Source organism: Streptomyces sp. NPDC048751 (assembly GCF_043198595.1).
Taxonomy (GTDB): Bacteria; Actinomycetota; Actinomycetes; order Streptomycetales; family Streptomycetaceae; genus Streptomyces.
In genome coordinates this window covers 1-23,378 of sequence record NZ_JBICUX010000016.1, presented here as the reverse complement: position 1 = coordinate 23,378, position 23,378 = coordinate 1, and the positions used below count along the sequence as shown (strand labels likewise).

Sequence of the window (23,378 nt, the reverse complement as noted above, 5' to 3'; positions counted from 1 at the left end):
CGGGAGCGATGCGCTCCCCAGCGGCTCGAACGCCACTTTGGCGGAGGTAGAGGACAGGACGGGTCCTGTACTTCGGTGAAAATGGGTCTCATGCAGAAAACGTCCTCCCGGCTGCTCGCGCTGCTGTCGCTGCTTCAGACGCACCGTGACTGGCCGGGAGAGGATCTCGCCGGGCGTCTTGCCGTCACCTCGCGCACCGTGCGCCGTGACATCGACCGCCTGCGCGAACTCGGCTACCTGATCAGTACGGTCAAAGGACCGGGCGGCGGCTACCGCCTGGAGGCCGGCACCCAGATGCCGCCCATGCTGTTCGACGACGGCCAGGTCGTCGCCCTGGCCGTCGCGCTGCAGACCGCGGCCACCGGCACCACCGTCGCCGACGACGCCACCCGCGCCCTGGCCACCCTCCGCCAAGTCATGCCGCCCCGCCTGCGCCACCGCATAGACCTGCTGCGCATCACCGCCGTCCAACCTCCCACCGCCGACGACACCCTTCAGGTCGACGCTCAGGTCTTGGTGGACCTGAGCCGCGCCGTCCACGCCCGCGAGGAACTGCGCTTGGACTACGTGTCAGGCACAGGTGCCTCAGACGACGACGTCCGCCACGTACAGCCCCATCACCTGGTCACCTGGCAGCATCGCTGGTACCTCGTGGCCTGGGACCTCGGCCGCGAGGACTGGCGCACCTTCCGTGTCGACCGCATCCGGCCCCGTACACCCACCGGCCCCCGCTTCACCCCGCGCGAACTCCCCGGCGGCAACGTCTCCGCCTTCGTCACCAGTCGGTTCCGCGGCAACGACGGCACCACCACCGACTGGCCCTGCCACGGCGAAGTCGTCCTCCACCTTCCGGCAGCCGAGGTCGCGCCCTTCGCCGGGGACGGAATCGTCGAGGAACTCGGTCCCCACCACTGCCGGCTCACCCTCGGCTCCTGGTCCTGGACCGGCCTCGCCGCCGCCCTCGGCCGCTTCGACGCTGAGATCGAAGTCAGCGGCCCACCCCAACTGATCACCGCATTCGCCGATCTCGCCATCCGCTACACCCGGGCCGCCGCAGCCACCACAGGACCACAGACCGGCCCGACACCGTAAAGAACCAACCGCACCACCACGTCAGCCCTTCGGGGGTCCAGCAGCATCAAGGGCCCTCGCTCTCGCCAAGCACCCCACCGCTCCAGCGGATCGGGTGCAACCTCGGTGATACCGCGGCGGACCCTGACAGGGGTGAGCCGGCCGGGCGCGGCGGGCTTCTCCCAGGGGCGGCGGAGGTGGGCGGCGGCCTGGCGTCCCTCACACGGCCGACCTGGCGATAACGTGATCGACATGACAGCTGAGGGCGAAGCGACGGACGACGAGGCACTGGTCGGCGGCATGGTGAACGCGGGCGCGATCTTCCGGCGCGGCGACCTGGTCGAACGCCCGGCCCCGCGCACCGCGCGCGCCCTCCACGCCCACCTCCTCGCGCTCGAAGAGCACGGTTTCAACGCGGCTCCGACGCCGGTCCGTCTCACGGCGGACGGCCGCGAACAGCTGACCTTCATCCCCGGCGATGTCGCCCTGCCACCGTTTCCACGCTGGGTGATGACGCAGACCGCGTTGAGATCGGTGGGGAGCCTGCTGCGGCGCCTGCACGAGGCCAGCGCGACCATCGCGGTCGACACAGGTGTCGAGTGGCCCCGGGATCTGGCCGACCCCGAGGGAGGGACGATGCTGTGCCACAACGACGTGTGTCCGGAGAACGTCGTCTTCCGCGACGGTCGTGCGGCTGCCCTGATCGATTTCGACATGGCGGCCCCCGGCCGACCACTGTGGGACGTCGCCATGACCGCCCGCTACTGGGTCCCCATGCTCGATCCCGAATCCGCGACGGCTCTGCATCCCGCAGGGCTGGATGCCCCGACGCGACTGCGGATCCTCGCCGACAGCTACGGCCTCTCCCCGCAGGACCGCGCTGAACTGCCCGGCGCCATCGAACAGGCCACCGTATGCTGCCGGGCCTTCGTCGCCGACCGAGTGGCCGATGGCGACCCCGTCTACACCCAGGCGCTGGCCGAGCGCGGTGGCTGGCAACGCTGGGACCGCATACAGGAATGGCTGGTGACGCACCACGAGAGGTTCACGACTGTCCTGCTGGAGTGACGGCCAGAAGGGGGCCAACCCGTACGGCCCGCCCAGATCCCGGATGTACCGCACCGGTGACCTGGCCCGCTGGACGGCCGCAGGACTGCTGGAATTCGTCAGCGGGGTGGACGACCAGGTCAAGAGCCGGGGCTTCCGCATCGAACTCGGCGAGGTGGAGGCCGTCCTGACGGCCCATCCCGGCATCGACGCGGCCGCCGTGGTGGTCCGCGAGGACACCCCCGGAGACAAGCGCCTCGTCGCCTACGTCGTACCGGAGACGGACCGTCCGGCTGCCCCGGCTGCCCCGGCCGCCCTGCGCGCCGCCGCCGCACAGTCCCTGCCCGACTACATGGTCCCCGCCGCCTTCGTCGTACGGGAGACCCTGCCGCTGACCGCCAACGGCAAGATCGCCCGCAAGGCGCTGCCCGCCCCGGTCAGGGTGTTCTTCAGAAACGGGCAGGGCCACCTCGAACACCCCTGGCAGACGATCATCAACGGTGGCTACGGCCCAGGAGTGACGCCGGCCACCACCACCATCGGCGGCGGCCCAGGGTTGCTCTGACGGGGGCCATCGGGAAAGGGCTGATCCCTTCGGAATGTTGCCCAGTGTGATGGTATGCCCGATAGTGTCGTTGCCTTACGCGGTTGCGGGTTGGGGGTCCTTGGAGGCGGGCTGCTCGGATGCCGGCGTGGGTGGGCTGGGGCCAGACGCGGTGCTTGACCCGTTTGCGCCGGTAGTTGGACATCTAGCGTTTGACGACGCTGGGCCGGCTGCGCAGGCCTCCTGCGGGAAGGAGGCGCGTCAGTCGCTCCTGGGCCCGTCCCCGTGGGTTGTCGGCTCGGGCAAGGGGAGCGCTTGCTCCGCTTCTGTGGCGCGGGAGGCCGCCTCGGCCTTCGCCCGCATGTTGCCGCCTGCGCATGACTCCTTACCGAACCCCCGGCGGACGGCACGGTCCGCGATATCGAGGAGAGGCCCCTTCATGGCAACACTCGGCTTCATCGGCAGCGGCAACATCGGCACGCAGATCGCCCGGCTCGCGGTCGCGGCTGGAATCGACGTCGTGCTGTCCAACCCCCCGCGGCCCCGAGACCCTGGCGGAGACGGTGGCGGAACTCGGTGAGCGGGCCCGCGCCGCGACGCCCGAGGAGGCGGCCCGGGCGGGCGACTGGGTGGTGGTGAGCATTCCGCTGGCCGCCTACCGGGACCTTCCCGCCGCCGCACTGGCGGGCAAGGTCGTGCTCGACACGATCAACTACTACCCGTTCCGCGACGGCCGCATCGAGGTCCTCGACTCGGGCAGAACCACCACCAGCGAACTCGTCCAGGAACACCTGGCCGGCGCGAAGCTCGTCAAGGCGTTCAACAGCATCAGCGACTTTCACATCCCCGCCCTCGCCCGCCCGACGGGCGCCACCGACCGCACCGCCCTGCCCATCGCCGGCGACGACCCGCAGGCCAAGGCGAGTGCCGCGGACCTGATCAGCCGGCTGGGCTTCGACACCGTCGACGCCGGCCCCCTGGCCGACAGTTGGCGCTTCGAGCCGGAGACCGCCGCCTACGCGGTGCCGTACTACGTCGACCCCGCCGGCATCAGGGCTTTCTGGGCACAGGTGAGCGAAGGCCTCCGCACCGGCACCCCGCCGCAGACGCCGCCCCCCCGCCGACCCGGGCGTCCCGCTGCCCGCAGCACGGCTGCGCACCCTGCTCGCCGGCACCCCCCGCATACTCACCGCCGACCGCGTGGTGGCCTGACACCTGATCAGCCCCTTGCCGGTCCGGCACACCTGATCTGACCGGACAGGCCCCGCACGAGTGGCCTGTCCGGGTCATCCCACTTCTCGGACGAAGGATGCATTTCATGAACATTTTGATCCTCGGTGCGACAGGCCCCACCGGCCGCCACGTCGTCGACCTGGCCATCGCGGCCGGCGACACGGTCACCGTCCTGGCCCGCAGACCGGAGGCCCTCGAGGACCTGGCAGACCAGGTCAACGTGGTCGCCGGAGACGCCACCTCGCACAGGGATGTCGTCAAGGCCATGGTCGGCCAGGACGCCGTCATCTCGGCCCTCGGCAGGAGCACATCCGTGCGCGCCGACGACCTGTTCACCCGCGCTGCGGAGGCCGTCATCAGCACGGCCAAGGAGGAGGGAGTATCACGCCTGGTCTGGCTGTCCTCGTTCGGCGTGGGCGACACCTGTCAGTCGGCGAGCGCCGCGCAGAAGATCATGTACCGCACGTTCCTGCGGAACATCTACGCGAACAAGGAACTCTCCGAGAAGGCGATCCGCTCCAGTGGTCTGGACTGGACGCTGGTCTACCCGACCTTGCTGACCAAGGGCCCCGCCAAAGGCACCTACCGCGCAGGCGACCGTCTCCCGATGAAGGGCAACCCGAAGATCAGCCGTGCGGACGTCGCCGCTTTCCTGCACAAGGCGGCCCACAGCCCCGAGTGGATCGACCGCGACGCCGTCATCACGGACTGACGAGCCCAGGTCCCCCCACCGAACGGACTTCTTGCCGGTGCCCTTTACGGCGGACATCGTGACGTCCCGGCACGGCATGACCGGTCTCCCACTCACCGGCGCCGCCCGGCGGGACGGGCGGTGAAGTCACCGGGCCAGCCTCAGGGACGCGGCCCGCGCACGCCCCTGCATCGGCCGGGAGCGGCGCACCCCGCTGTGGTGGTACGCACCGAGGCTCCCATCGCGAATCGGTGGCGGACGTGCGCATCCCGACCAGTGACAGGCGAGACTCCGACGCCGTGGTGTTCGGCCACTGAGCCACCGCAAAAACCCGTTGGCGGAATCACGGCAGCCACTGCTACGTTTCCGGAAGCCGTGCAAGAGAGCCAGAGCGAGGAGGTGGTACCCGTGAACGCAGTATCGACATGGGTGCTCCCCTCTGAGGTCACGGTCGGGCGATAGGTCGTCCGGGAGCGCCATTCCATGGCACTCCCGAAAGGCACGACCATGCAGTTCACTTCCGAACAGCGCCTCGACGACGGCGTCCTCGAGCGCGAATTCACCCTTGGCGAGATCCCCGGCATCCTGTGGACGCCCGGATCCGCATCCGCACCGGCGCCGCTGATCCTGCTCGGCCCCCCTCCTCTCGGGCTGCGCAAGACGTACCCTCGACTGGTGGCCCGAGCCCGGCACGCCGCGGCGGACGGCTTCGCCACGGCCACCCTCGAGCTTCCCGGACGCGGCGACCGGCCCCGTTGGCCCGCCGCCGAGCAGGCCCTCGCCGACCTGCGCCGGGCCGTGGAGGCAGGCGAGCCGGTCAGCGACGAGATCATCGACGCCCTCATCCTCCCCCTGGTCGACAAGGCGGTCCCGGAATGGCAGGCCGCCCTGGATGCCCTCCTTGCTCTGCCCGGGATCGGCGGCCCCGTCGGGTATTCGGGGGGAGTGATCTCCATCGGGACCCGGCTGGCGGTGGTCGAGCCGCGCATCTCGGCCGCTGTTCTGTTCGCCGGGAGTTTCGTTCCTCGCGCCATGTTCCAGGAGGCCCGCCGGGTCACCATTCCTCTGCACGTCCTGCTGCAGTGGGACGACGAAGGGAACGACCGGCAGACGGCCCTGGACCTGTTCGACGCCTTCGGCTCCAAGGAGAAGACGCTGCACGCCAATATGGGCGGGCACACTGGCGTCCCGCAGTTCGCGGGGGACGCCGCGTCCCAGTTCTTCACCCGACACCTGAAGTGACGCCGGACCGTAAGGCCACCAGCCAGACGGTAGTCGTGTTGGCCAGGGCGCTGCTCATCCAGGGACAGGTCCCGGCCTTCCCCGGCTCTCTGCACCGCGAGTAGGGCGGCTTCAAGTTCCCGGAGGGTGCGGGCCGTCGGTGATGCCCATGATCCACGCGGCGTGTTCGGGTAGGTCCCGGATCGCCCGGGTGGTCTTGGCGATGTTCGTCGCGCCGAGCAGTCGCAGGCGTCCGATCGCCAGGTTCCGAAGCGATGCCATGGCCCGTGGTGCGGTGCCGGTGTGGACCGTGAAAGCGGCCTCGGCGAAGGTCCGGCCCCTCGCAAGGTGGCTGGAGTTTTCCACTGCCCAGTGTCCGCGAACGTATCCGGCCACCAGGTCAGCCGGGGTGACCTGGTGGCCATCCGGGCTGGTGACGGCGTAGACGGTCTCGCGTGACTGTTTGCGCCCGGTCTCCTGGCGGCGGCGGTGCACCCGCAGCGCCTGCCGGCCGTAGGGGAAGGCCGGCCCGCCCGTGGACGCGGCGAGGGTGAGCGTCTTGAGCGAGCGGGATTCCCGTCGGCCGTGTCCGGACTGCGAGGCGGTGTGGGCGATGGGGCCTCCCGCCGCACAGCGACGATGGACCGGGCGTCCTGACGTTGGCCGTTCGCCCCCTGTTCGGTCTTGCTCCGCGCCCGTCGGCGCCGGTCAGACCGGCGGACGGGGCGACGTCACGCAGGGACGCCGAGCGGCGGGTGCTCGAGCACGCGGGGCTTGTACTCGACCAGCTGGATGCGGCCGTCGAAGGTGCGGTGCTCGATCATCTCGAGGGCAACGTCCGGATAGCCGTCGTAGATGCGTTCTTCGCCCGTGGCCCCGGTGATCACCGGGAACATCACGACCCGAAAGCGGTCGACGAGTCCGGCTCGGAGCAGGGACCGGCACAGGCTGAGGCTGCCGATGGTGCTGAGGAGCCCCGAGCCACTCGACTTCATGGCGCGGACCGCCTCGACGGCGTCGTCGCGGACGAGCGTGGAGTTGGCCCACGTCAGTGGCTCCTCGAGTGAGGAGGAGAACACCACCTTGGATGCTTGCGTGAGCTCGTCGACGGACGCCTCTTCTTCGGGCCTGAACTCGTCTTGGCCCTTCGGGACCTCGCCTGCGGCGAAGCCCGACATCAGGCGGTAGGTGTTCGCTCCCATCAGGTAGGTGGCCTCGGGCTGCTCGCCGAGCCATGCGAGGTACTCCGGGCCCTCGAGGCCCCAGAACCCGGGCCATCCCTCTCCCGATGCGTAGCCGTCGAGGGAGGTGATGAAGTCGACGAGAAGCTCCGACATGGCGGTGTCCTTTCCTAGGGTGTCACGAGCTTGGACCGGCCGGGAGCCACAAACTCATCGGCCACGCTGTGGAGTAACGACCACAGGTTGCCACCGTCCCCTCGCTGACGTCGGCTGCCCGGGGCTGGTCGCCCAGCCCGGCCAACGTGTGATGACTCCGTCGCGCCGCAAGTTCACGGGCCCACCCAGGGGGTGAGGAGAAGCACGCTCCATTCTTCGACCCCGCCGATCGAGACAAGACCATCGCCGCGGAGCCGCATGCTTCCAGTGTTCTGTGGATCGCCCATTGCCAGCCGCGTCAGTCGGCCACGAACCCGCCGTCGGCGGGGAGTACGATCACCGTCTCCTACGGCCTCGGTGGCCGGTCAGCCGACCCGACGACGGTGATCGGTGAGGACTGATGCGGTTCCGGGGCCCGCATCCCGGACGTCACCCGAGGCCACACCCGTCAGCTCCGCCATGGCGAAGGAACGCCTGCTGTACCAGCGCCTCGTCCCTACGCAAGCAGCATCCTCTGGGCGCCGGAGTGCTGAGGCTTGGTCACTTCTCTCCGCCGGTTTTCTTTGGGCATACAAGCAATGTGAATGCCAGTCAGGTCTCTCCACCCCTGGAGCTTTCCTCATGATCACAGCCGCGCGGGGATTCCCCGGCGAACCGTCCGACGAAGAGCCGACCGCCCCCCTGGCGGGCACGCCCGCACACCTTCATGCCGACGGATCTGACGGGATGCCCGCGGGACGGCTTCCCGCCGGTGTCACCCGGCGGGGGTTCCTGGGCGCGGCGGCCCTGGGGGGTGTCGGTACCGCGCTCGTTCCGTTCTCGGCGCCCTCCGCGGCGGCATCACCTCTCACCCCGTCGGCGGGCGAGCCCGAGGAAGTCGGCCCGTATGCCCGGACATTGACGTTCACCACAGCCACCAACGCCTCCGCGACCGTCTCGCCCGACGGCGGTCGGCTCGTCATCGAGGTGCAGGGTGTGCTGTGGGCGTTGCCCCGGAGTGGGGGAACTGCGACCGCACTGACCGCTCCCGACCTGGAACCGACCCGTCCCGCCTGGTCGCCGGACGGCTCGGCGATCGCCTTCTGCTCCTACAAGGGCGGCGGCTTCCACGTCTGGACGATGGCCCCGGACGGTTCGAACCCGCGCCGGCTCACCTCCGGCCCGTGGGACGACCGGGGTGTGTCCTGGTCACCGGACGGCACGCGGATCGCCTTCGCCTCCGAGCGCGGTGGGGACCCGGTGCGGGGCAGTTCGTACGACATCTGGATCGTCGAGGTGGCGACCGGTGAGCTGACCCGCCTGACCAGTCGGCCGGACGTCGAGGACTACGACCCTGCTTGGCACCCGGAAGGCGACCGGATCCTGTTCGTGCGCTCGGACGCCGCCGGAGCACGGACCATCGCCTCCGTATCGGCCGCGGGTGGCGAGGTCACCGTGGTACGCAGGGTGGACTCCGGCACGCTGATGTGCCCCGCCGTCTCCCGGGACGGCCGCCTGGCCTTCGTGTGGACCGCCGGCGGGACCCAGTTCTCCGCCGCGACGTCGGCCCTGATCGTGGACGGCCGGACGGTTTCGGGCACCGATGATGTCTCGCCGCTCCCGCCCTGCTGGACGCCGGACGGCGGCCTGCTCCACTTCGCCGACGGCCGGCTCAAGGCCCTGAGCCCCTCGCTGGAACCGGCCGTGGACATCCCGTTCACCGCAGCGCTGAATGTCCCGAGGCCCGTGTACCGCCGCAAGGCACGCGACTTCGACTCCACCTCCCCTCGGCCGGTGCTCGGCATCCACCTCCCGGCGCTCTCACCCGACGGCGGATCCGTCGTCTTCGCCGCCCTGAACGCCCTGTGGCTGATGCCCATCGGCGGCCGGCCCCGCAAGCTGTTCCAGGCCGCCCCATCCGGGTACGTACAGATGCCCTCCTGGGCCAAGGACGGCAGGAGCATCGTCTACGCCTACGACGCAGACGCCGGCGGCGACGGTCTGGCCGCCGTCCACCGGCTCTCACCGGACACCGGTGAGGACACGGTCATGGCCACCGGCGGCCGCCTCAACCCGGCCCTCTCTCCCGACGGCGCCCGGCTCGCCTGTCAGGACACCACCGGGAACCTCCTCCTCGTCGACGTCGCCTCAGGCGCTGAAACCAAGCTGGCCGCGCCCCTCGGCGGCAACGGCCTGCCGGGTCGCCCCAGTTGGTCCCCGGACGGCCGGTACATCGCCGTCTGCGACCGCAACCGGCTGAACCAGCGGTTCCGCGAGGGCTACAACGTGATCCGGGTGATCGACACCCGGGACGGCTCTTCCAGGGCCTTCCTGCCCCTGCCCCACACCTCCGTGTCCGACCGCTGCGACAGCGGACCCGTCTGGTCGCCCGACGGAACATCGCTGGCGCTGGTCGTGGAGTCCGCGCTGTGGATTCTTCCCGTCGCCCCGGACGGCACACCCGCCGGCCGGCCGCAGCGCATCACCGACGAACCGGCCGACCACCCGTCGTGGTCCGGCGACTCCCGTCGTCTGCTCTACCTCTCCGGCGGCCGACTGCGGCTGATCAACCGGGACGGCATCGGGCGCCGTACGCTTCCGGTCCGGCTGGCGGCCGCCCGCCGTCTGCCGACCCGCACCGCCGTGACCCGGGTGCACGCCGGGCGGCTGTGGGACGGCACTGGGGACACCGTTCGCGAGGACGTCGACGTCATCATCACCGGCAACCGCATCACCGCCGTCGAACCGCACCGCTCCGGTGCCGGGAAAGCGGGCGAACAGCGGATCGACGCCTCCAACTCCACCGTCATCCCCGGCCTGTGGGACTCGCACACCCACCCGTACCAGAACATCTACGGCGGCCGTCAGACCAGCCTGATGCTCGCCTACGGCATCACCACCAACGTCTCCTTGGGCGGCTTCGCCTACGAGCAGGCACGCCTCCGCGAAGCCGCCGACAGCGGCGACATCGCCGGCCCCCGCCTGCTCACCACTGGCGAACTCATCGACGGGAGCAGGGTCGCGTACAGCATGGGCCGCGCCCACACCACTTCTGACGGCCTGCGCCGCACCCTCCAACGAGCCGTCGCACTCGACTACGACTTTCTCAAGACGTACGTCCGTGCCCCCGCTTGGATCATGGCGGAGGCGGCACGCACCGCCCACGAGGGCCTCGGCGTCCCCGCCGGAAGCCACCTGCTGACGCCCGGCATCCAAATCGGCCAGGACCTGACGACGCATCTGACGGCGACCCAGCGCCAGGAGTACGGCCGCTCCGCGTCCGCCACCGGACACACCTACGAGGACGTCCACGAGATCTACCGCACCGGCCGATTCGAGATCATCATCACCCCCTTCAACGCCCTCTACCTGCTCGGCGACGACCCGGCCCTGGCCGACGACCCCCGGGTGACCACCCTCATGCCCCCGTGGGACACCGTCACCGTGAAGGCCCTCGCCAAGTCCCGGCCCACCGAGGAACAACTGCGCCAACTGCGCATGGAGATGGCCACCTACCGGCGGATCATCGCCGATGGCGGCACGCTCGCCATGGGGACCGACTCCCCCCTCGCCCCCGTAGGGCTCCAGGTCCACCTCGGCCTGCGCGCCCTCCACCAGTACGCCGGTCTCTCCCCTGCTCAGGCCCTGCGCACGGCCACCGTCGTGCCGGCCCGGATGTTCGGCGTCTCCGACGATCTGGGCACGGCGGAACCCGGCAAGCTGGCCGACCTCACGGTGATCGACGGCAACCCCTTCCAGGACTTCACCGACCTGACGCGCGTCTCCTGGGTGATGCGCGACGGCATCGTGCACAGCCCGCAGGACGTGGTCGGCCCCCACCGCCTCACCGCCGAGCGGACGGTCGGCGACAGCGAGCACTGGCACACGGTCGGCCAGATCATCCGCCGCGAAAGCTGCTGCGCGACCTGACGACCCCGGCTCCCCGGCCCTCTCAGGCTCCTCGGTCCCGCCCTCACTACTGTCGTGGGGCCTCGGCCCAGGAGCCTGCGGGCCCCGGCACCGGTCCTTCAGCGCTGGACCGGTGCCGAGATCCTGAAAGACTTCGTGAACCTGGACGACGCTGCCTGCCGCAGGCGGGTGCTGAGGGTGCGCAGCTGCTCGACGTCGGTGCTGGGGGGGCGGGGCGAGCGGGAGGCGGGCGACGAGTCTGGTGCCCCAGCCGGGCACGGTTTCCTCGACGCCCTGGATGTCTCCGTGGAACTGCGCGGCGGCACCACGGACCGCATCGTCACCACCAACGACGCACGGGCCTTCGAGATGGGCATCACCTTCTCCATTGGCGGCCGACGGTTCGGGCCGCAGCTCGCCGACCACGCCCGACTCGCCGCCGACGGCCGGCTGCGTGTGCGCGTCGACCGCAGCTTCCCGCTCGCCGACGCCGCCAGGGCGCACGAGCTGACCGAGTCCGGCCATGCGCGCGGCAAGGTGCTCCTGCGACCCCAGGAGAGCTGAGCACGTCCCCTACTTGTCCACCAGCGACATGTGGTGCTCGTTGTAACGGTCTCCCTTGACCCCGATCCGTCCTGCGAGTTCGTTGAGGCCCGACAGTTCGTCCGCGGAGAGCGGAACGTGTGTGGCGCCGGCGTTCTCCTCGATGCGCGCGGTGCGCCGGGTTCCGGGGATCGGCACGAGCGACGGGTGCTGGGCGAGCAGCCAGGCGAGGGCCACCTGCCCCGGTGTGGCGTCCTTGGCCGTCGCGAGGGCGGCGATGTGCTCGACGAGTGCCTGGTTCGCCGCCCGGTTCTCGGCCGTGAACCGGGGAATGGTGGTCCGCACGTCGTCGGCCGCGAACGGTGTCGAGGCGTCCACCGCCCCGGTCAGGAACCCCTTGCCCAGCGGGCTGAAGGGCACGAATCCGATGCCGAGTGCCGTGCACGTCGGCAGCACCTCCGGCTCGGGATCCCTGGTCCACAACGAGTACTCGCTCTGCACCGCCGTCACCGGGTGGACCGCGTGGGCGCGCCGGATCGTCTGCGCGCTGGCCTCCGACAGCCCGAAGCAGCGGACCTTGCCTTCCTGCACGAGCTCGCCCACCGTGCCGGCGACGTCCTCGATGGGCACCTCCGGGTCGACACGATGCTGGTAGAACAGGTCGAGCCTCTCGACTCCCAGCCGTTGGAGGGAGGCCGTCGCGACGGAGCGGATCTGTTCGGGCCGGCTGTTCAGTCCGACGGCCGCACCGTCCTCGATGCGGAATCCGAACTTGGTGGCGATGACCACTTGGTCGCGCACCGGGGCCAGGGCCTCTCCGACGAGTTCCTCGTTGACGTAGGGGCCGTACACCTCCGCGGTGTCGAAGAACGTGACCCCCCGATCGACGGCTCCACGGAGAACGGCGATCATGTCGCTCCGGTCACCGGGGTTGGGGCCGTAACTCTGGGACATCCCCATGGCGCCGAGGCCGATGGCGGAGACCCGGAGGTCGCGTCCGAGGGTTCGTGTGTGCATTCTTCCTCCTTGTGGATGTTTCACCGCGGCCCCGCCTGCGCGAAAAGGCGCGTGGCGTTCGCCGTGGTGAGCGAGCGCCACGTGCCGCCTTCCGCCGGAGGCTCAGCCGCGTCGATCGCCGCGATGTGGGCGTCGGCAAGGGGCGCCGGCGTCCAGCAGTAGTCGCTGCCGAAGAGCACGCGGTCCGGGCCGACCAGCTTCAGCAAGGCCGGAACCTGGCGCGGGAAGGCCGTACCCGCCATGTCGTAATACAGGGCGCGCAGTTGTTGCACGGCGTTGCGCGGGTGCGCCTCCTGCGAAGGCACGAAGAGCTGCATGAACTCGTTGATGCGGTCGGCCAGGACCGGGATCGCGCCACCGCAGTGCGGGACGATCACCCGCAGGTCCGGGTGACGGGCCAGGACGCCCGCCATCACCAGGTCCGTGACGGTGCGGGCGGTGTCGAAGATGTACTCGACCATCGGACGCGGTTTGCCGAGAGCGGACTGCTCCCAGCACACGGGTGAGGTGGGGTGCACGAAGATCACGGCTCCCCGCCGGTCCAGCTCAGCGAACACCGGCTCGAGGCGTTCGTCGCCCAAGTACACACCGTGGGTGTGACTCAGCAACGCCACCCCGTCGGCGCCCAGTTCGTCGAAGGCGAAGGCGATCTCCTCCAACGCGCCGTCCACGTCCGGCAGCGGAAGCGACACGAAGGTGCCGAAGCGGCCCCGGTGATCCCGCGTCACTTCGGCGGTGTACTCGTTGACACGCCGGGCGAGGACACGGGCCGCCTTGTCGTCACCGAAGTGCACGCCGGGAGAGGACAGGGAGAGCATCGCGGTCGAGATGCCGTTGCGGTCCATCAGGTCCAGATGGTCGCGCACGGACCACGATGGCCAACCGCCCATGCCGTCGGGATGGGCGTGGCCCGCCGCAGTCGCCTGCTCGACGTAGAAGTCGGGCAGGAGGTGGGCGTGGACGTCGATGAGGCCGGAGGTCATGGCGGCGGGATTCCTTCTCGTGAGCTTGGGTCGTCCAGGCCAGGAGGTCGCTGCGTCTACTCCACCTGCTCGCCTCCGGTCAGCCGGACCTCTTCGTTGTCCAGGGCCGCCTGGAGCCGGCGGAGCACGGTGTCGTCGATCCGCGACTCGTCCCTCAGACGGACGACGGTGGCCCGCTTCGTGGAGATGAGGGCGAGGCGGAGGTCGGAGTAATGACGGTTGTGGAGCAGGGCGGGATCGTCATCGGTGCCCGCGCCCCGTGCTCGTACGGTCGCCAGGTTGGCCTCGTACTCCTGGCGCAGCCACTCCGCGACCTTGGGGGTGGTGCCCAGTTCGGCAGCGAGCTGCGGGAGCGCCTTGATGGCCTCCTCGGTCGCCGTGGTCTCGGCGAGGATCTGCTCCTCGTCGACGGAGGTGTCGCGGGGCAGCCGGGCCCAGCGCACCACGCCCGGCAGCAACAGCCCCTGCACCACGAGGGTCACCACGATGACGCCGGAGGTGACGAAGACGATGAAGGCGCGGTCCGGGAAGGGCGCCCCGGAGTCCAGGGCCTCGGGCACCGACAGGGCCACGGCCAGAGACACCGCGCCACGGAACCCCGCGAACCCGCTGACGACACGTGCCCGGTCGCTCATTCTCCGCAGCCGTTGCTCGGGACGCCGGTCGATCGCGCGGATCAGGTAGGCGGAGGAGAACAGGAAGGCGAACCGGACCGCGACGAGGACCGCGCTGACCGCCCCGATCGCGATGAGGGCGTCCGTGAGGTCGGACCGGCTCAGGTGGTGCAGCGCGTACTGAAGTTCCACTCCCACCAGGACGAACAGTGCGCCGTTGATGATGAACGTGGCCAGCGGCCAGAAGGCCAGTGCCTGTCGGCGGTGCTCGGCGCGGATGAGACCGGGCGCCACCTGGGCCATGATCAGGCCGCTCACCACGACCGCGAGGACGCCCGAGGCGTGGATCAACTCGGCCAGCAGATACGCCGTGAACGGGGCGAGAATCATGACCAGGTTGCCGAGCAGGGGATCCTCCAGTCGGCGACGCAGGTTCATGTTGACCCAGGCGACCGCGACGCCGACCGCGGCACCGCCGCCGTACGCCAGCAGGAACAGCGCGCCTACGTGCGGAAGGGTGAGGTGCTCCTCGCCCACGGTGATACCGACCGCCAGGCCGTAGATCACCAGGGCGGTGCCGTCGTTGACGAGGCTCTCCGCACGCAGGACCGTGATCTGACGGCGCGGCAGGGAACCCGCCAGGGCACTCACCGCTGTGGCGTCGGTCGGCGCCACAGCCGCGCCCAAGGCCCACGCCGGTCCCCACGGCAGCCCGAGTGCGTGCCCCGCGACCGCCACCGCCCCTGCGGTGAGGATCACCAGCACCGTGCTCAGCAGAACGATGCCGCGCAGGTTCGAGCGGATCTCCCGCATCGACGTGGTCAGGCTCTCCCAGTACAGCAGTACCGGAAGGAAGAGCAACAACACTACTTCGGGCGGGAGTTGGGTCTGGCGGACGGCCGGGACGAGGCCGATGAGGGCGCCCAGGACCAGGAGCACGACAGGTGGCGCGACACGGAAGCGCTGTCCCAGGAAGTTTCCCGCCAGCACCGCCGCACCCAGGACGACGACGAGTTCGAGACCGAGCATGAACACTTACTCCGGTGCGGGGCTGGCCGGCGGCGGCTCAGCGGGTTCGACGGGAATCGTCCTGGTCATGTGGGCAGCAGTCGCAGCGTCGTGGAACGTGCCGCCACCATGGGATCGACGTACGTGCCGCCGAAACGGCCGTACTTGCTCCGGTACGCCGTGTCGACGCGGTCGTTGGTCTCGGGGTCCAAAACCTCGGCGAAGGTGACGTCCTTGTCGACACCGCCGGAGCGGACGTGGCCCACGTGGGTCGCGACGGCGGTGCGCCACCAGCCGCCGTGCGTACCACGGAAGGAGCGGACGTACAGGTCGTCGCCGTCGCGGACGACCCAGATCGGCACCGGCGCGCGCAGTGTGCCGTCACGCCGGAGCGGGGCCATCTCCAGTTCGTCGGCCTCGGCGATGCGGTCGAGATCGTCGCCTGTCCAGGTTGTCATGGGGTGTGTTCCCATCCTCGTGATCCGGTGGGGGGGAGGATCCAAGTACGCCTCGACGGTGGCGATCGCCTGGCTGGTCATGTCTGTCGGTCAGTCAGTTCTTCCGGTCGCGGACGCAGCAGCGTCTTGATGGCGCGGCGCTCGTCCATGGCCTTGTAACCCTCGGCTGCCTCGTCCAGGGACAGGGTGAGGTCGAAGACCCTGCCCGGGTTGATACGACCATGGAAGACACGGTCGATCAGGTCGGGAAGGTAGGCGCGCACCGGAGCGGGGCCACCGCGCAGGCCGACGTGCGAGAAGAAGAGCTCCTGGCCGTCGATCCGCGTACCGTGCGGGAAGCCGACGAAGCCGACGTTGCCCCCCGGACGCGCGGAGCGCAGGCCCTGCTGCATCGACTCCTGCGTGCCGACGCACTCGAGGACCGAGTCGGCGCCGACGCCGTCCGTCAGTTCCTTGACGCGGGCGACACCTTCCTCGCCGCGCTCGGTGACGATGTCGGTGGCGCCGAATTCCAGGGCCAGCTTCTGTTGGGACTCGTGCCGGCTCATGGCGATGATCCGCTCGGCGCCCAGCTCCTTCGCGGCGATGACCCCGGACAGACCCACCGCGCCGTCACCGACGACCACGGCTGTCGAACCGGGCCCGACCTCGGCGGCCTTGGCGGCGTACCAGCCGGTGCCCATGACGTCGGACAGGGTCAGCAGGCTCGGGACCAGATCCTCGTCCGGCTCCTCCGGGGTGGCGACCAGGGTGCCGTCGGCAAGAGGGATGCGGACGTACTCGGCCTGGGCGCCGTTGACCCACTGCGCGTGTCGGCAGGAGGTCTGGTAGCCGGCCTGACAGATCGGGCAGGCGTTGTCGGAGGCCACGAAGGAACCGATGACGAACTGCCCCGGCCTGACGGTCGATACGTCGCTGCCGACCTCCTCGACGACACCGACGTACTCGTGACCGATCGGCTGCGGTTCGGCGACCGGCAGGACGCCCCGGTAGCTCCACAGGTCGGAGCCGCACACGCAGGTGGCGACGGTGCGGATGATCGCGTCAGTCGGTGCCGTGATCTTCGGCTCGGGGGCGCTCTCCACCCGGATGTCACCCGGCGCGTGAAGGATGGTTGCTCGCATGGTGCCTCCCAGCTCTCGTCGTGACTGTCGTGCTGTCGCGGGCGTACGACGGCGGTGTGTGGGGGAGCCCGCGACGTGCGGGCGGCGAAGAGGCGTCAGCCCGACTGGTCGGCCTTCTCCACGATCTCCTTGAGCTGTGTCATCGCGGTCATGGCGTTGGGCCATCCGGCGTAGAAGGCCAGATGGGTGATGACCTCGATGAGTTCGTCCTTGGTGACACCGTTCTCCAGGGCCTTGCCGAGGTGGAAGCCGAGCTGGTCGGCCCGGTACAGGGAGGCCAGAGCGGTGACGGTGACGAGGCTGCGGTCCCGCGGGGACAGGCCCGGCCGCTCCCAGATGTCGCCGAACAGGACGGTGTCGGTCACCTCCGCGAGCTTGGGGGCGAACTCCTGGATGGCCGGCGGCGCGAACTTCTTCTGTTCGGACATGAGGTGGTGCTCCTGGCGTGGGTTCGGGTGGGGGGAGTGTGCGGGTCACCGGTGAGCGCCAGGCCGTTGCCGAGGAAGCGGACATCCGTCCGCCGTCTGTCCTCGCCTCCTCCACGTGCCAAAGGAATACTGGATTCCAGAGGTCGCTCATCATCCCGATCGTCGAACACGTCACCGACTTTGTCGTTTTCCCGGGAACCCGCAAAGGGGAGAATTCCATCCGGGGAATCCCTTATCCAGGGGAGAAATCCTTACCCCCCTCCCGGCGACCGAGCGATGCCACACTGGCGTCATGAGCGGCGACGCGCATCTGAAGGAGTTGGGAGAAATCCTCAAGGCGCGGAGGGCCGAGTTGACCCCGCGCACCGTCGGACTGCCCGACACCGGTGGCCGACGTGTGCCGGGCCTGCGCAGGGAGGAGGTCGCCCTGCTCGCCACCATCAGCACCGACTACTACACACGGCTGGAGCAGGGCCGCATCCAGCCGTCCGCGTCAGTGCTGGCCGCTCTGGCCCATGTCCTGCACCTGTCCGATCACCAGCGTGACCGCCTGTTCGAGCTGGTCGGCCGGCAACGGGCACGACAGCGCCGACCAGCCACGCAGAAGGCCCACCCGCCGTTGCGCCGCCTTCTCGACGAACTCACCTCGAGTCCCGGCGTGGTGATCGGCCGTCGTATGGACATCCTGGCGTGGAATCCGCTCGCCGCCGCCCTGTTCACCGATTTCGCGGAGGTGCCGGAAGGCGGGCGGAACTGCGTCCGCATCCTCTTCACGGATCCGTCCATGCGGACGCTCTACGCGGATTGGCGGACCATCGCGCGTCACTGCGTGTCCCATCTGCGCATGGAGGCCGCCAAACACCCCGAGGATCCGCAGCTGACCAGCTTGGTCGGCGAACTCTCCGTGGAGGACAGGGACTTCGGCCAATGGTGGGGGAGCCGTCACCTGCCGTCGCGCAAGGCGGGCGTCAAGAGGTTCCACCATCCTCTCGTGGGCGAACTCGTCCTGGACTGCGACACCTTCGTCTGCGGCGGCGATCCCGATCAGGAACTCGTCGTCTGGACGGCGGAGCCGGGCACGCCGTCGTACGACGGACTGCGCGCTCTCGCCTCGCGGGTCACCGGCCGGCCCGGCGGGCTCACGGCCGGCCAGGCCGGCTAAGGGCTGTCCCGTAATCCCTTAAACCTGGGAGAAAAATCTCCCCCTCACATTCCGACTGAGTGCTGCGACACTCGCTGCTATGTACACCAAAGCGCATGTGCCTGAACTGGGAGAATTCCTGAAGGCATGCCGGGCCCGACTCAGCCCGCGGACCGTCGGGCTGCCCGAGCCCGGGGCGCCTCGGCGAGTGCCCGGGCTGCGCCGTGAGGAAGTCGCTCAGCTCGTGGGGATCAGCACCCACGCCTACGCGCGGCTGGAACAGGGGCGTGCCCCCGTGTCGGGGACGGTGCTCGCCACGCTCGCCCGCGTCCTGCACCTCGACGACGACCAGCGCGAGCACCTGTTCGAGCTGGCGGCGGCCGGCGCCTGCGAACCGCGCCGTCGGCCGGCGCAGAAGGTTCACCCGCAGCTCAGACGCATCCTGGACGAGCTGACCACGAGCCCCGCACTCCTCATCGGCCGGCACCTGGACATCCTCGCCTGGAATCCTCTGGCAGCCGCTCTGCTCACCGACTTCGACAAGGTGCCCGCGAAGAAGCGCAACTACGCGCGGCTGATGTTCACCGACCCCGCCTTCCGGGAGCTCTGCCTCGACTGGAGGACGAACGCCCGGACCTGCGTGACCCATCTACGCCTGGAGGCCGCACGGCACCCCGGCGATCCCGGGCTGGCGGCGCTCGTCGGCGAGTTGTCGGTCGCCGACGCCGACTTCAGGCAGTGGTGGGTAGGCCGCCAGATGAACGGCCTGCGGATGGGCACCAAAAGGCTGCGCCACCCGATCGTCGGCGACCTCACCCTCGACTGGGACAGCCTGACGTGCACCGCCGACCCGACACAGAAGCTGCTGATCGCGACCGCCGATCCCGGGACCCCGTCCCATGACGGGCTTCTCTTCCTGGCGTCGTGGACTGCGGACCCGGGCCGGCCCCCACAGGATGCGGCAGCCTGAGGCCTCCGGGTCCAGGTGGGAATGGTGCCTGCCCCCGGGATCATGCGCGACGGGCGCGGTCCCTCCGGCGCGCCGGAACGTGCGGTCGATCCCCGTCGGACCCGACAGCTGTGACGACAACTCATCGACCAGTTCGACCAGGTCCGTCGGCCGGTCGGGTCCCCACCAGTCGCCGAGCAGTTCGGCGAAGAAGTCCTGGCGGCCCGCCGAGAGCTTTGCCGCGGCCTTGCGCCCCGCGTCGGTGCGGAGCAGGTCCATGACCTCGCGGGTGGGGGTGGCCAGACGGCGCTGTTCGATCTCGTCCAGGGCGTCCTGGATCACCGGCACCGGCACCTGGCTGTACAGCACATGTGGCCGGACGTCGTACGTCGTCCGGCCACACCCCGCGCGGTGGCGTCGAGGGCCGCCGCCTCAGAGCCTGTACGGCCCCGCATCAGAACGTCAGAACCAGCCGGCCACGCACACCGCCCGCGGCGAGGAGCCGGTGCGCCTCGGCGGCCTGCTCCGCCGGAAACGTTCTGGCGAACCGGGGGGTGATCTGGTGCCGTCCTCCACCTGTTGCCGCAGCCGGTCGAGCTCGGCGCGCTCCCGGGCGTAGCGGAACACGACGATCGGCTCGTGGACCATGCCTCGTTCACCGGGACCGTCGTAGCCGCGCAGGGTGACCACCCGGCCGCCCTCGTGCACCGCCCGGGCGGTGAGAGCGCCGAGCGAGGCGCCGTGGAGGAGTCCGTCGGCGCCTGCTGGGACCTCCGCGCGGACCGGTCCGGGTACTCGGCGCCGCGACAAAGGACGGTGTCGGCGCGCAGTTCAACGTCACTCGCGCCGCGCGGCGCGCGGACCACCGACTCCGCCGGAACCACGACCTGCTCGGCGTAGGCGCCGTGGAAGCCGTCGGCGAGCACGACCGCCATCACCTGGTCACCGACGCTCAGGTCCGTGTCCGTACCCGCGCCGATCTGATCCACGGCGCCGACGGCCTCCATGCCGGGAACGAACGGCGGCCGGGCCTCCGGGGACCGGGCGGGTCCGCCGCGCTGGAGGGCGTCGACCGCGTTGACGGTCGCGGCGCGCACCCGGATACGCACCTCCCCCGGAACGGCCTCCGGTACAGGAGAAGCGCTCAGGTCGTCGCGTCGGACGCCGTCGGCTTCTGGTCGGCGGCCCAGGAAGCGAGGAGGCGCAGCCCGTCGTGGGACGCACTGCCGGTTTCGGCGTTCCACACGATGATGTGCTGGTCGGGATCCGTGCCGCAGGTGAGAGTGTTCCAGTCGAGGGTCAGCTCGCCCACCACCGGGTGACGCAGCTTCTTGACGCCCTTGCCCCGCATCGCGACGTCGTGTTCGGTCCACCACTGCCGGAACTGCGCGTCACGGGCGGAGAGTTCCTCGACCAGTGCGGTGAGAGGCTGGTCGTCGGGGTAGCGCGCGCTCTCCATGCGCAGTTGGGCGATGGCCAGCCGTGTGACCTCCTCCCAGTCGACGTACAGCTCGCGCATCCAGGGTTCGGTGAACAGCAGCCGGACGAATACACGCTCCTGCTCGGGGTAGCGCCCGAAGTCGGTCCACAGGGCGGCGGCGAGCTGGTTCCAGCCGAGGATGTCGGTGCACCGGCCGATGACGAAGGCCGGGGAGGCGCTGAGATCGTCCAGCATGCGCTGCAGCTGCGGGTCCACCTGCTGGCGCTCGCGGTACGCGGACGGGCGCACCCTCTCCTTCGCCGCGAGGTTCAGGAGATAGGTGCGCTGGTCGTCGTTCAGTCTCAGGGCCTGGGCGATCTCGTCGAGGAGGGGAGCCGACGCCTGGAGCCGGCCCTGCTCGATCCGGGTGTAGTACTCGGTGCTGATCGCGGCGAGGAGCGCCACCTCCTCACGGCGCAGCCCCTTCACACGCCGCCGTTGCCCGCCGCGGAGACCGACATCGGAGGGGGTGAGCTCAGCACGGCGCGCCTTGAGGAACTCACCCAGCTCGTTCAGATGCGGGTTGCGGTTCATGACCTTCAGCCTGGCACAAACGCAGCATCTTGTGAGGGGGACAGATCCCTCCCCTGGCTGATCGGCCAGTGGACGACGATCCCCTCGCGTTCGTGGTCGGTCCTGCCTGCGACTGGGCCGGTGGCCCGGGGCGCGAGCGCGCACCGGGCCACCGGCGGAGGCATGTCCGGGTCGTCAGCTCAGCGCCTTGACCAACTCCTGGGCGAGGGGGGCGGCCGAGTACGGGTTCTGGCCGGTGTAGAGGGTGCGGTCGACCTCGACATGCGGGGTGAACGGGTCGGCCTCGCGGTAGTCGGCCTTGAGGTCGCCCACGAGGCGGTCCTGCAGCAGCCACTTCGCGCGGTCCGCGAGACCGTTCTGCCTCTCCTCGGCGTTGGACAGCCCGGTCAGGCGGTAGCCGGAGAAGGGGGACGAGCCGTCGGGGCCGATGGTGGCCAGCAGGGCCGCGGGGCCGTGGCAGACCAGGGACACGGGCTTGCCGGAGGCGAGCCAGTCGGTGAGCAGCCTGCCGGAGGCGGCGTTGTCGGGCAGGTCCTCCATCGGACCCCAGCCACCGGGGTAGAAGACGGCCACGTAGTCGTCGATGTCGGCGTCCTCGATGCGCATCGGGTGCGCCAACTCGGTGGCCTCCCGCAGCGCGGTACGCATGCGCTCGGCGCCTTCCTCGCCTCCGTTGAACTCCGCGGTGAGGCTGAGCGCGTCCGCCGTGGGCGGCACACCGTCAGGGGTCGCCGCCGCGATCTCGTATCCGGCCTCCTTGAAGACCTGGTAGGGGCCGATGGCCTCCTCGGCCCAGAAACCGGCGGGCTGGCGGGTTCCGTCGGCCAGCGTCCAGTGGTCGGACGCGGTGATCACGAAGAGGATCTTCGCCATGGGGAGCTCCTGATGAGGGATGAGGGGAGTGTCAGCCCTTGAGGGCTTCCTGGAGGACGTGGCTGTCGGCGATCTGTCGCATCCGTACGGCCTGGCCGTCCCGAACGGTCCACAGGTGCAGGAACCGGATGTCGGCCGTGTTCCCGGTCTTCGTCTCGGCGTGGTAGTGGCCGTAGACGAAGACATGGCCGGCCTCGTCCGCGTAGAACTCCTCGGGCACCGCGCCGAAGGACTCGTAGTTCGGCATCGTCTTGCCGAAGAAGTCCGTGGCCACGCTGTCCCAGCCGTGGTAGACACCGCTGTTCGGGAAGCCGGGGGTGATGTCCCAGACGAAGTCCGGAGCCATCACCTCCTTGGTGACCTCGGGTGCCATTCGGGACTCGTAGACCCGGCGGATGAGGGCGAGGCTCGGGGAATCGGACATGGGGTACTCCTTGCGGGGAAAAAGAGGGGCTTGTGATCAGGCGGCGAGGGCGGTCCGGCCCGCGCGGAAGATCGCGGCCTGCCGGGCGACACGCGAGCCCAGGTGCTCCGCGGTGGCGATGTCCGACGTGTGGACAGCCTCGGGGCCGGCGTCGGTCGGGCTCTGGGCTCCGGCGCCCAGGAAGAAGCCCAGCCGGTTGATGTCGTCCTCGCTGCCCTTGGTGGAGTCCCAGCCCGGCAGCAGGCCCAGGCTGATCCAGTGCATACCGTGCTGGGCGGCCAGGGTGGCGAAGTAACCCAGGGTGGAGGACTTGTCGCCGCTCTTGGCGCCGGAGTTGGTGAAGCCCGCGGCGAGCTTGTCCACCCAGGCGTGGGGGAACCAGCGCTTGCTGCTGGCCTGGGCGAAGGCGTGGAAGGCCGCGGAGGCGGTGCCCATGTACGTCGCGGCGCCGAAGATGATCGCGTCGGCGCCGTCCAGCTGTGCCCACTGCTCGTCGGTGATGGTGTCGACGGAGATCGAGACGACCTCGGCGCCCGCTGCCGCAGCACCACGCGCCACGGCTTCGGCGATCACGGCCGTGTGGCCGTAGCCCGAATGAAAGGCGATGGCGACGGTGGGCCCGCCGGGATGGGACATGGTGATCTTTCTCCTTGAATAATTTCTTCGGCGGGACTAACAACGGCTAACACAATGAGCTGAGTTGTCGGTGGGCGATCAGGCAGCAGGCGAGTTTGAGGAAAGCTTCGTGGATGTCGGCCCGCCGTTCCCAG

The 23,378-nt window shown here is 69.9% G+C and carries 23 protein-coding genes and 3 pseudogenes; 11 read left to right on the top strand and 15 right to left on the bottom strand.

The window, feature by feature from the left end:
• The first annotated feature begins 90 nt into the window (after positions 1–90).
• The 7 genes and pseudogenes from ACGFNV_RS37910 (at position 91) to ACGFNV_RS37880 (ending at position 5,828) form a co-directional block, all read left to right on the top strand.
• Positions 91–1,092 (top strand): helix-turn-helix transcriptional regulator, encoded by a 1,002-nt coding sequence (locus ACGFNV_RS37910; protein ID WP_393629025.1) that lies wholly within the window; start codon positions 91–93, stop codon positions 1,090–1,092.
• A gap of 231 nt (positions 1,093–1,323) precedes the next feature.
• On the top strand, positions 1,324–2,139 hold the full coding sequence (locus tag ACGFNV_RS37905; protein ID WP_393629023.1) for a phosphotransferase: 816 nt from the start codon (positions 1,324–1,326) through the stop codon (positions 2,137–2,139).
• Between the two features lie 13 nt (positions 2,140–2,152).
• Positions 2,153–2,554, top strand: a pseudogene (locus ACGFNV_RS37900) (hypothetical protein); the annotation flags it as partial.
• 547 nt (positions 2,555–3,101) lie between these two features.
• Entirely contained in the window at positions 3,102–3,242 is a 141-nt protein-coding gene (locus ACGFNV_RS37895) for an NAD(P)-binding domain-containing protein (protein WP_393629021.1), read from the top strand.
• Complete coding sequence (locus ACGFNV_RS37890; RefSeq protein WP_393629019.1) at positions 3,226–3,915, top strand: NADPH-dependent F420 reductase; 690 nt, start codon at positions 3,226–3,228, stop codon at positions 3,913–3,915. The genes ACGFNV_RS37895 and ACGFNV_RS37890 overlap by 17 nt, the downstream gene beginning before the upstream one ends.
• A 65-nt stretch (positions 3,916–3,980) precedes the next feature.
• Complete coding sequence (locus ACGFNV_RS37885; protein WP_393629018.1) at positions 3,981–4,607, top strand: NAD(P)-dependent oxidoreductase; 627 nt, start codon at positions 3,981–3,983, stop codon at positions 4,605–4,607.
• A gap of 486 nt (positions 4,608–5,093) precedes the next feature.
• Positions 5,094–5,828 (top strand): alpha/beta hydrolase, encoded by a 735-nt coding sequence (locus ACGFNV_RS37880; protein WP_393629312.1) that lies wholly within the window; start codon positions 5,094–5,096, stop codon positions 5,826–5,828.
• Between the two features lie 111 nt (positions 5,829–5,939).
• Here ACGFNV_RS37880 and ACGFNV_RS37875 read toward each other — a convergent pair whose 3' ends face one another.
• Both ACGFNV_RS37875 and ACGFNV_RS37870 read right to left on the bottom strand, forming a co-directional pair.
• Positions 5,940–6,302 (bottom strand): hypothetical protein, encoded by a 363-nt coding sequence (locus tag ACGFNV_RS37875; RefSeq protein ID WP_393629016.1) that lies wholly within the window; start codon positions 6,300–6,302, stop codon positions 5,940–5,942.
• A 236-nt stretch (positions 6,303–6,538) separates the two neighbouring features.
• A complete protein-coding gene (locus ACGFNV_RS37870) occupies positions 6,539–7,144 on the bottom strand; it encodes a dihydrofolate reductase family protein (protein ID WP_393629014.1) in 606 nt (201 codons plus the stop codon).
• Between the two features lie 726 nt (positions 7,145–7,870).
• Between ACGFNV_RS37870 and ACGFNV_RS37865 the strand changes: the two genes are divergently transcribed.
• Together ACGFNV_RS37865 and ACGFNV_RS37860 are read left to right on the top strand one after the other, a co-directional pair.
• Entirely contained in the window at positions 7,871–11,053 is a 3,183-nt protein-coding gene (locus ACGFNV_RS37865) for an amidohydrolase family protein (RefSeq protein ID WP_393629311.1), read from the top strand.
• A 135-nt stretch (positions 11,054–11,188) separates the two neighbouring features.
• Positions 11,189–11,596, top strand: coding sequence for a zinc-binding dehydrogenase (locus tag ACGFNV_RS37860; protein WP_393629012.1), 408 nt, complete (start codon positions 11,189–11,191; stop codon positions 11,594–11,596).
• A 9-nt stretch (positions 11,597–11,605) separates the two neighbouring features.
• On the opposite strand, the gene ACGFNV_RS37855 is transcribed toward ACGFNV_RS37860, so the two are convergent.
• The 6 genes from ACGFNV_RS37855 to ACGFNV_RS37830 form a co-directional block, all read right to left on the bottom strand.
• The gene (locus tag ACGFNV_RS37855; RefSeq protein WP_393629010.1) at positions 11,606–12,592 is read right to left on the bottom strand and encodes an aldo/keto reductase; all 987 of its coding nucleotides are present in this window, start codon (positions 12,590–12,592) and stop codon (positions 11,606–11,608) included.
• A gap of 20 nt (positions 12,593–12,612) precedes the next feature.
• The gene (locus ACGFNV_RS37850) at positions 12,613–13,575 is read right to left on the bottom strand and encodes an amidohydrolase family protein (RefSeq protein WP_393629008.1); all 963 of its coding nucleotides are present in this window, start codon (positions 13,573–13,575) and stop codon (positions 12,613–12,615) included.
• Between the two features lie 56 nt (positions 13,576–13,631).
• Positions 13,632–15,218, bottom strand: a complete 1,587-nt coding sequence (locus ACGFNV_RS37845) for a Na+/H+ antiporter (protein ID WP_393629006.1) — start codon at positions 15,216–15,218, stop codon at positions 13,632–13,634.
• 65 nt (positions 15,219–15,283) lie between these two features.
• Positions 15,284–15,655 (bottom strand): DUF2255 family protein, encoded by a 372-nt coding sequence (locus ACGFNV_RS37840; RefSeq protein ID WP_393629004.1) that lies wholly within the window; start codon positions 15,653–15,655, stop codon positions 15,284–15,286.
• A gap of 77 nt (positions 15,656–15,732) precedes the next feature.
• Positions 15,733–16,779, bottom strand: coding sequence for a zinc-dependent alcohol dehydrogenase family protein (locus ACGFNV_RS37835; RefSeq protein WP_393629002.1), 1,047 nt, complete (start codon positions 16,777–16,779; stop codon positions 15,733–15,735).
• Positions 16,780–16,874: 95 nt separating this feature from the next.
• Positions 16,875–17,207, bottom strand: coding sequence for a carboxymuconolactone decarboxylase family protein (locus ACGFNV_RS37830; RefSeq protein WP_393629000.1), 333 nt, complete (start codon positions 17,205–17,207; stop codon positions 16,875–16,877).
• A 292-nt stretch (positions 17,208–17,499) separates the two neighbouring features.
• Here ACGFNV_RS37830 and ACGFNV_RS37825 point away from each other — a divergent pair, with 292 nt between their 5' ends.
• Both ACGFNV_RS37825 and ACGFNV_RS37820 read left to right on the top strand, forming a co-directional pair.
• Complete coding sequence (locus tag ACGFNV_RS37825) at positions 17,500–18,369, top strand: helix-turn-helix domain-containing protein (RefSeq protein WP_393628998.1); 870 nt, start codon at positions 17,500–17,502, stop codon at positions 18,367–18,369.
• Positions 18,370–18,448: 79 nt separating this feature from the next.
• Positions 18,449–19,318 (top strand): helix-turn-helix transcriptional regulator, encoded by an 870-nt coding sequence (locus ACGFNV_RS37820; protein WP_393628996.1) that lies wholly within the window; start codon positions 18,449–18,451, stop codon positions 19,316–19,318.
• Positions 19,319–19,751: 433 nt separating this feature from the next.
• On the opposite strand, the gene ACGFNV_RS37815 is transcribed toward ACGFNV_RS37820, so the two are convergent.
• The 7 genes and pseudogenes from ACGFNV_RS37815 to ACGFNV_RS37785 form a co-directional block, all read right to left on the bottom strand.
• Positions 19,752–19,856: a zinc-binding dehydrogenase gene (locus ACGFNV_RS37815; RefSeq protein WP_393629309.1), complete on the bottom strand. Its 105-nt coding sequence runs from the start codon at positions 19,854–19,856 to the stop codon at positions 19,752–19,754.
• A gap of 352 nt (positions 19,857–20,208) precedes the next feature.
• Positions 20,209–20,394: pseudogene (locus tag ACGFNV_RS37810) on the bottom strand (alcohol dehydrogenase catalytic domain-containing protein); the annotation flags it as partial.
• A gap of 47 nt (positions 20,395–20,441) precedes the next feature.
• Positions 20,442–21,311, bottom strand: coding sequence for a helix-turn-helix domain-containing protein (locus ACGFNV_RS37805; protein WP_393628994.1), 870 nt, complete (start codon positions 21,309–21,311; stop codon positions 20,442–20,444).
• A 174-nt stretch (positions 21,312–21,485) separates the two neighbouring features.
• The gene (locus ACGFNV_RS37800; protein WP_393628992.1) at positions 21,486–22,184 is read right to left on the bottom strand and encodes a type 1 glutamine amidotransferase domain-containing protein; all 699 of its coding nucleotides are present in this window, start codon (positions 22,182–22,184) and stop codon (positions 21,486–21,488) included.
• Between the two features lie 31 nt (positions 22,185–22,215).
• On the bottom strand, positions 22,216–22,608 hold the full coding sequence (locus ACGFNV_RS37795; RefSeq protein ID WP_393628991.1) for a nuclear transport factor 2 family protein: 393 nt from the start codon (positions 22,606–22,608) through the stop codon (positions 22,216–22,218).
• Positions 22,609–22,644: 36 nt separating this feature from the next.
• Positions 22,645–23,244 carry a flavodoxin family protein gene (locus ACGFNV_RS37790; RefSeq protein ID WP_393628989.1) on the bottom strand — a complete coding sequence of 200 codons (600 nt, stop codon included), beginning with the start codon at positions 23,242–23,244 and terminating at the stop codon, positions 22,645–22,647.
• A gap of 46 nt (positions 23,245–23,290) precedes the next feature.
• A pseudogene (locus ACGFNV_RS37785) lies at positions 23,291–23,378 on the bottom strand (IS5/IS1182 family transposase); the annotation flags it as partial.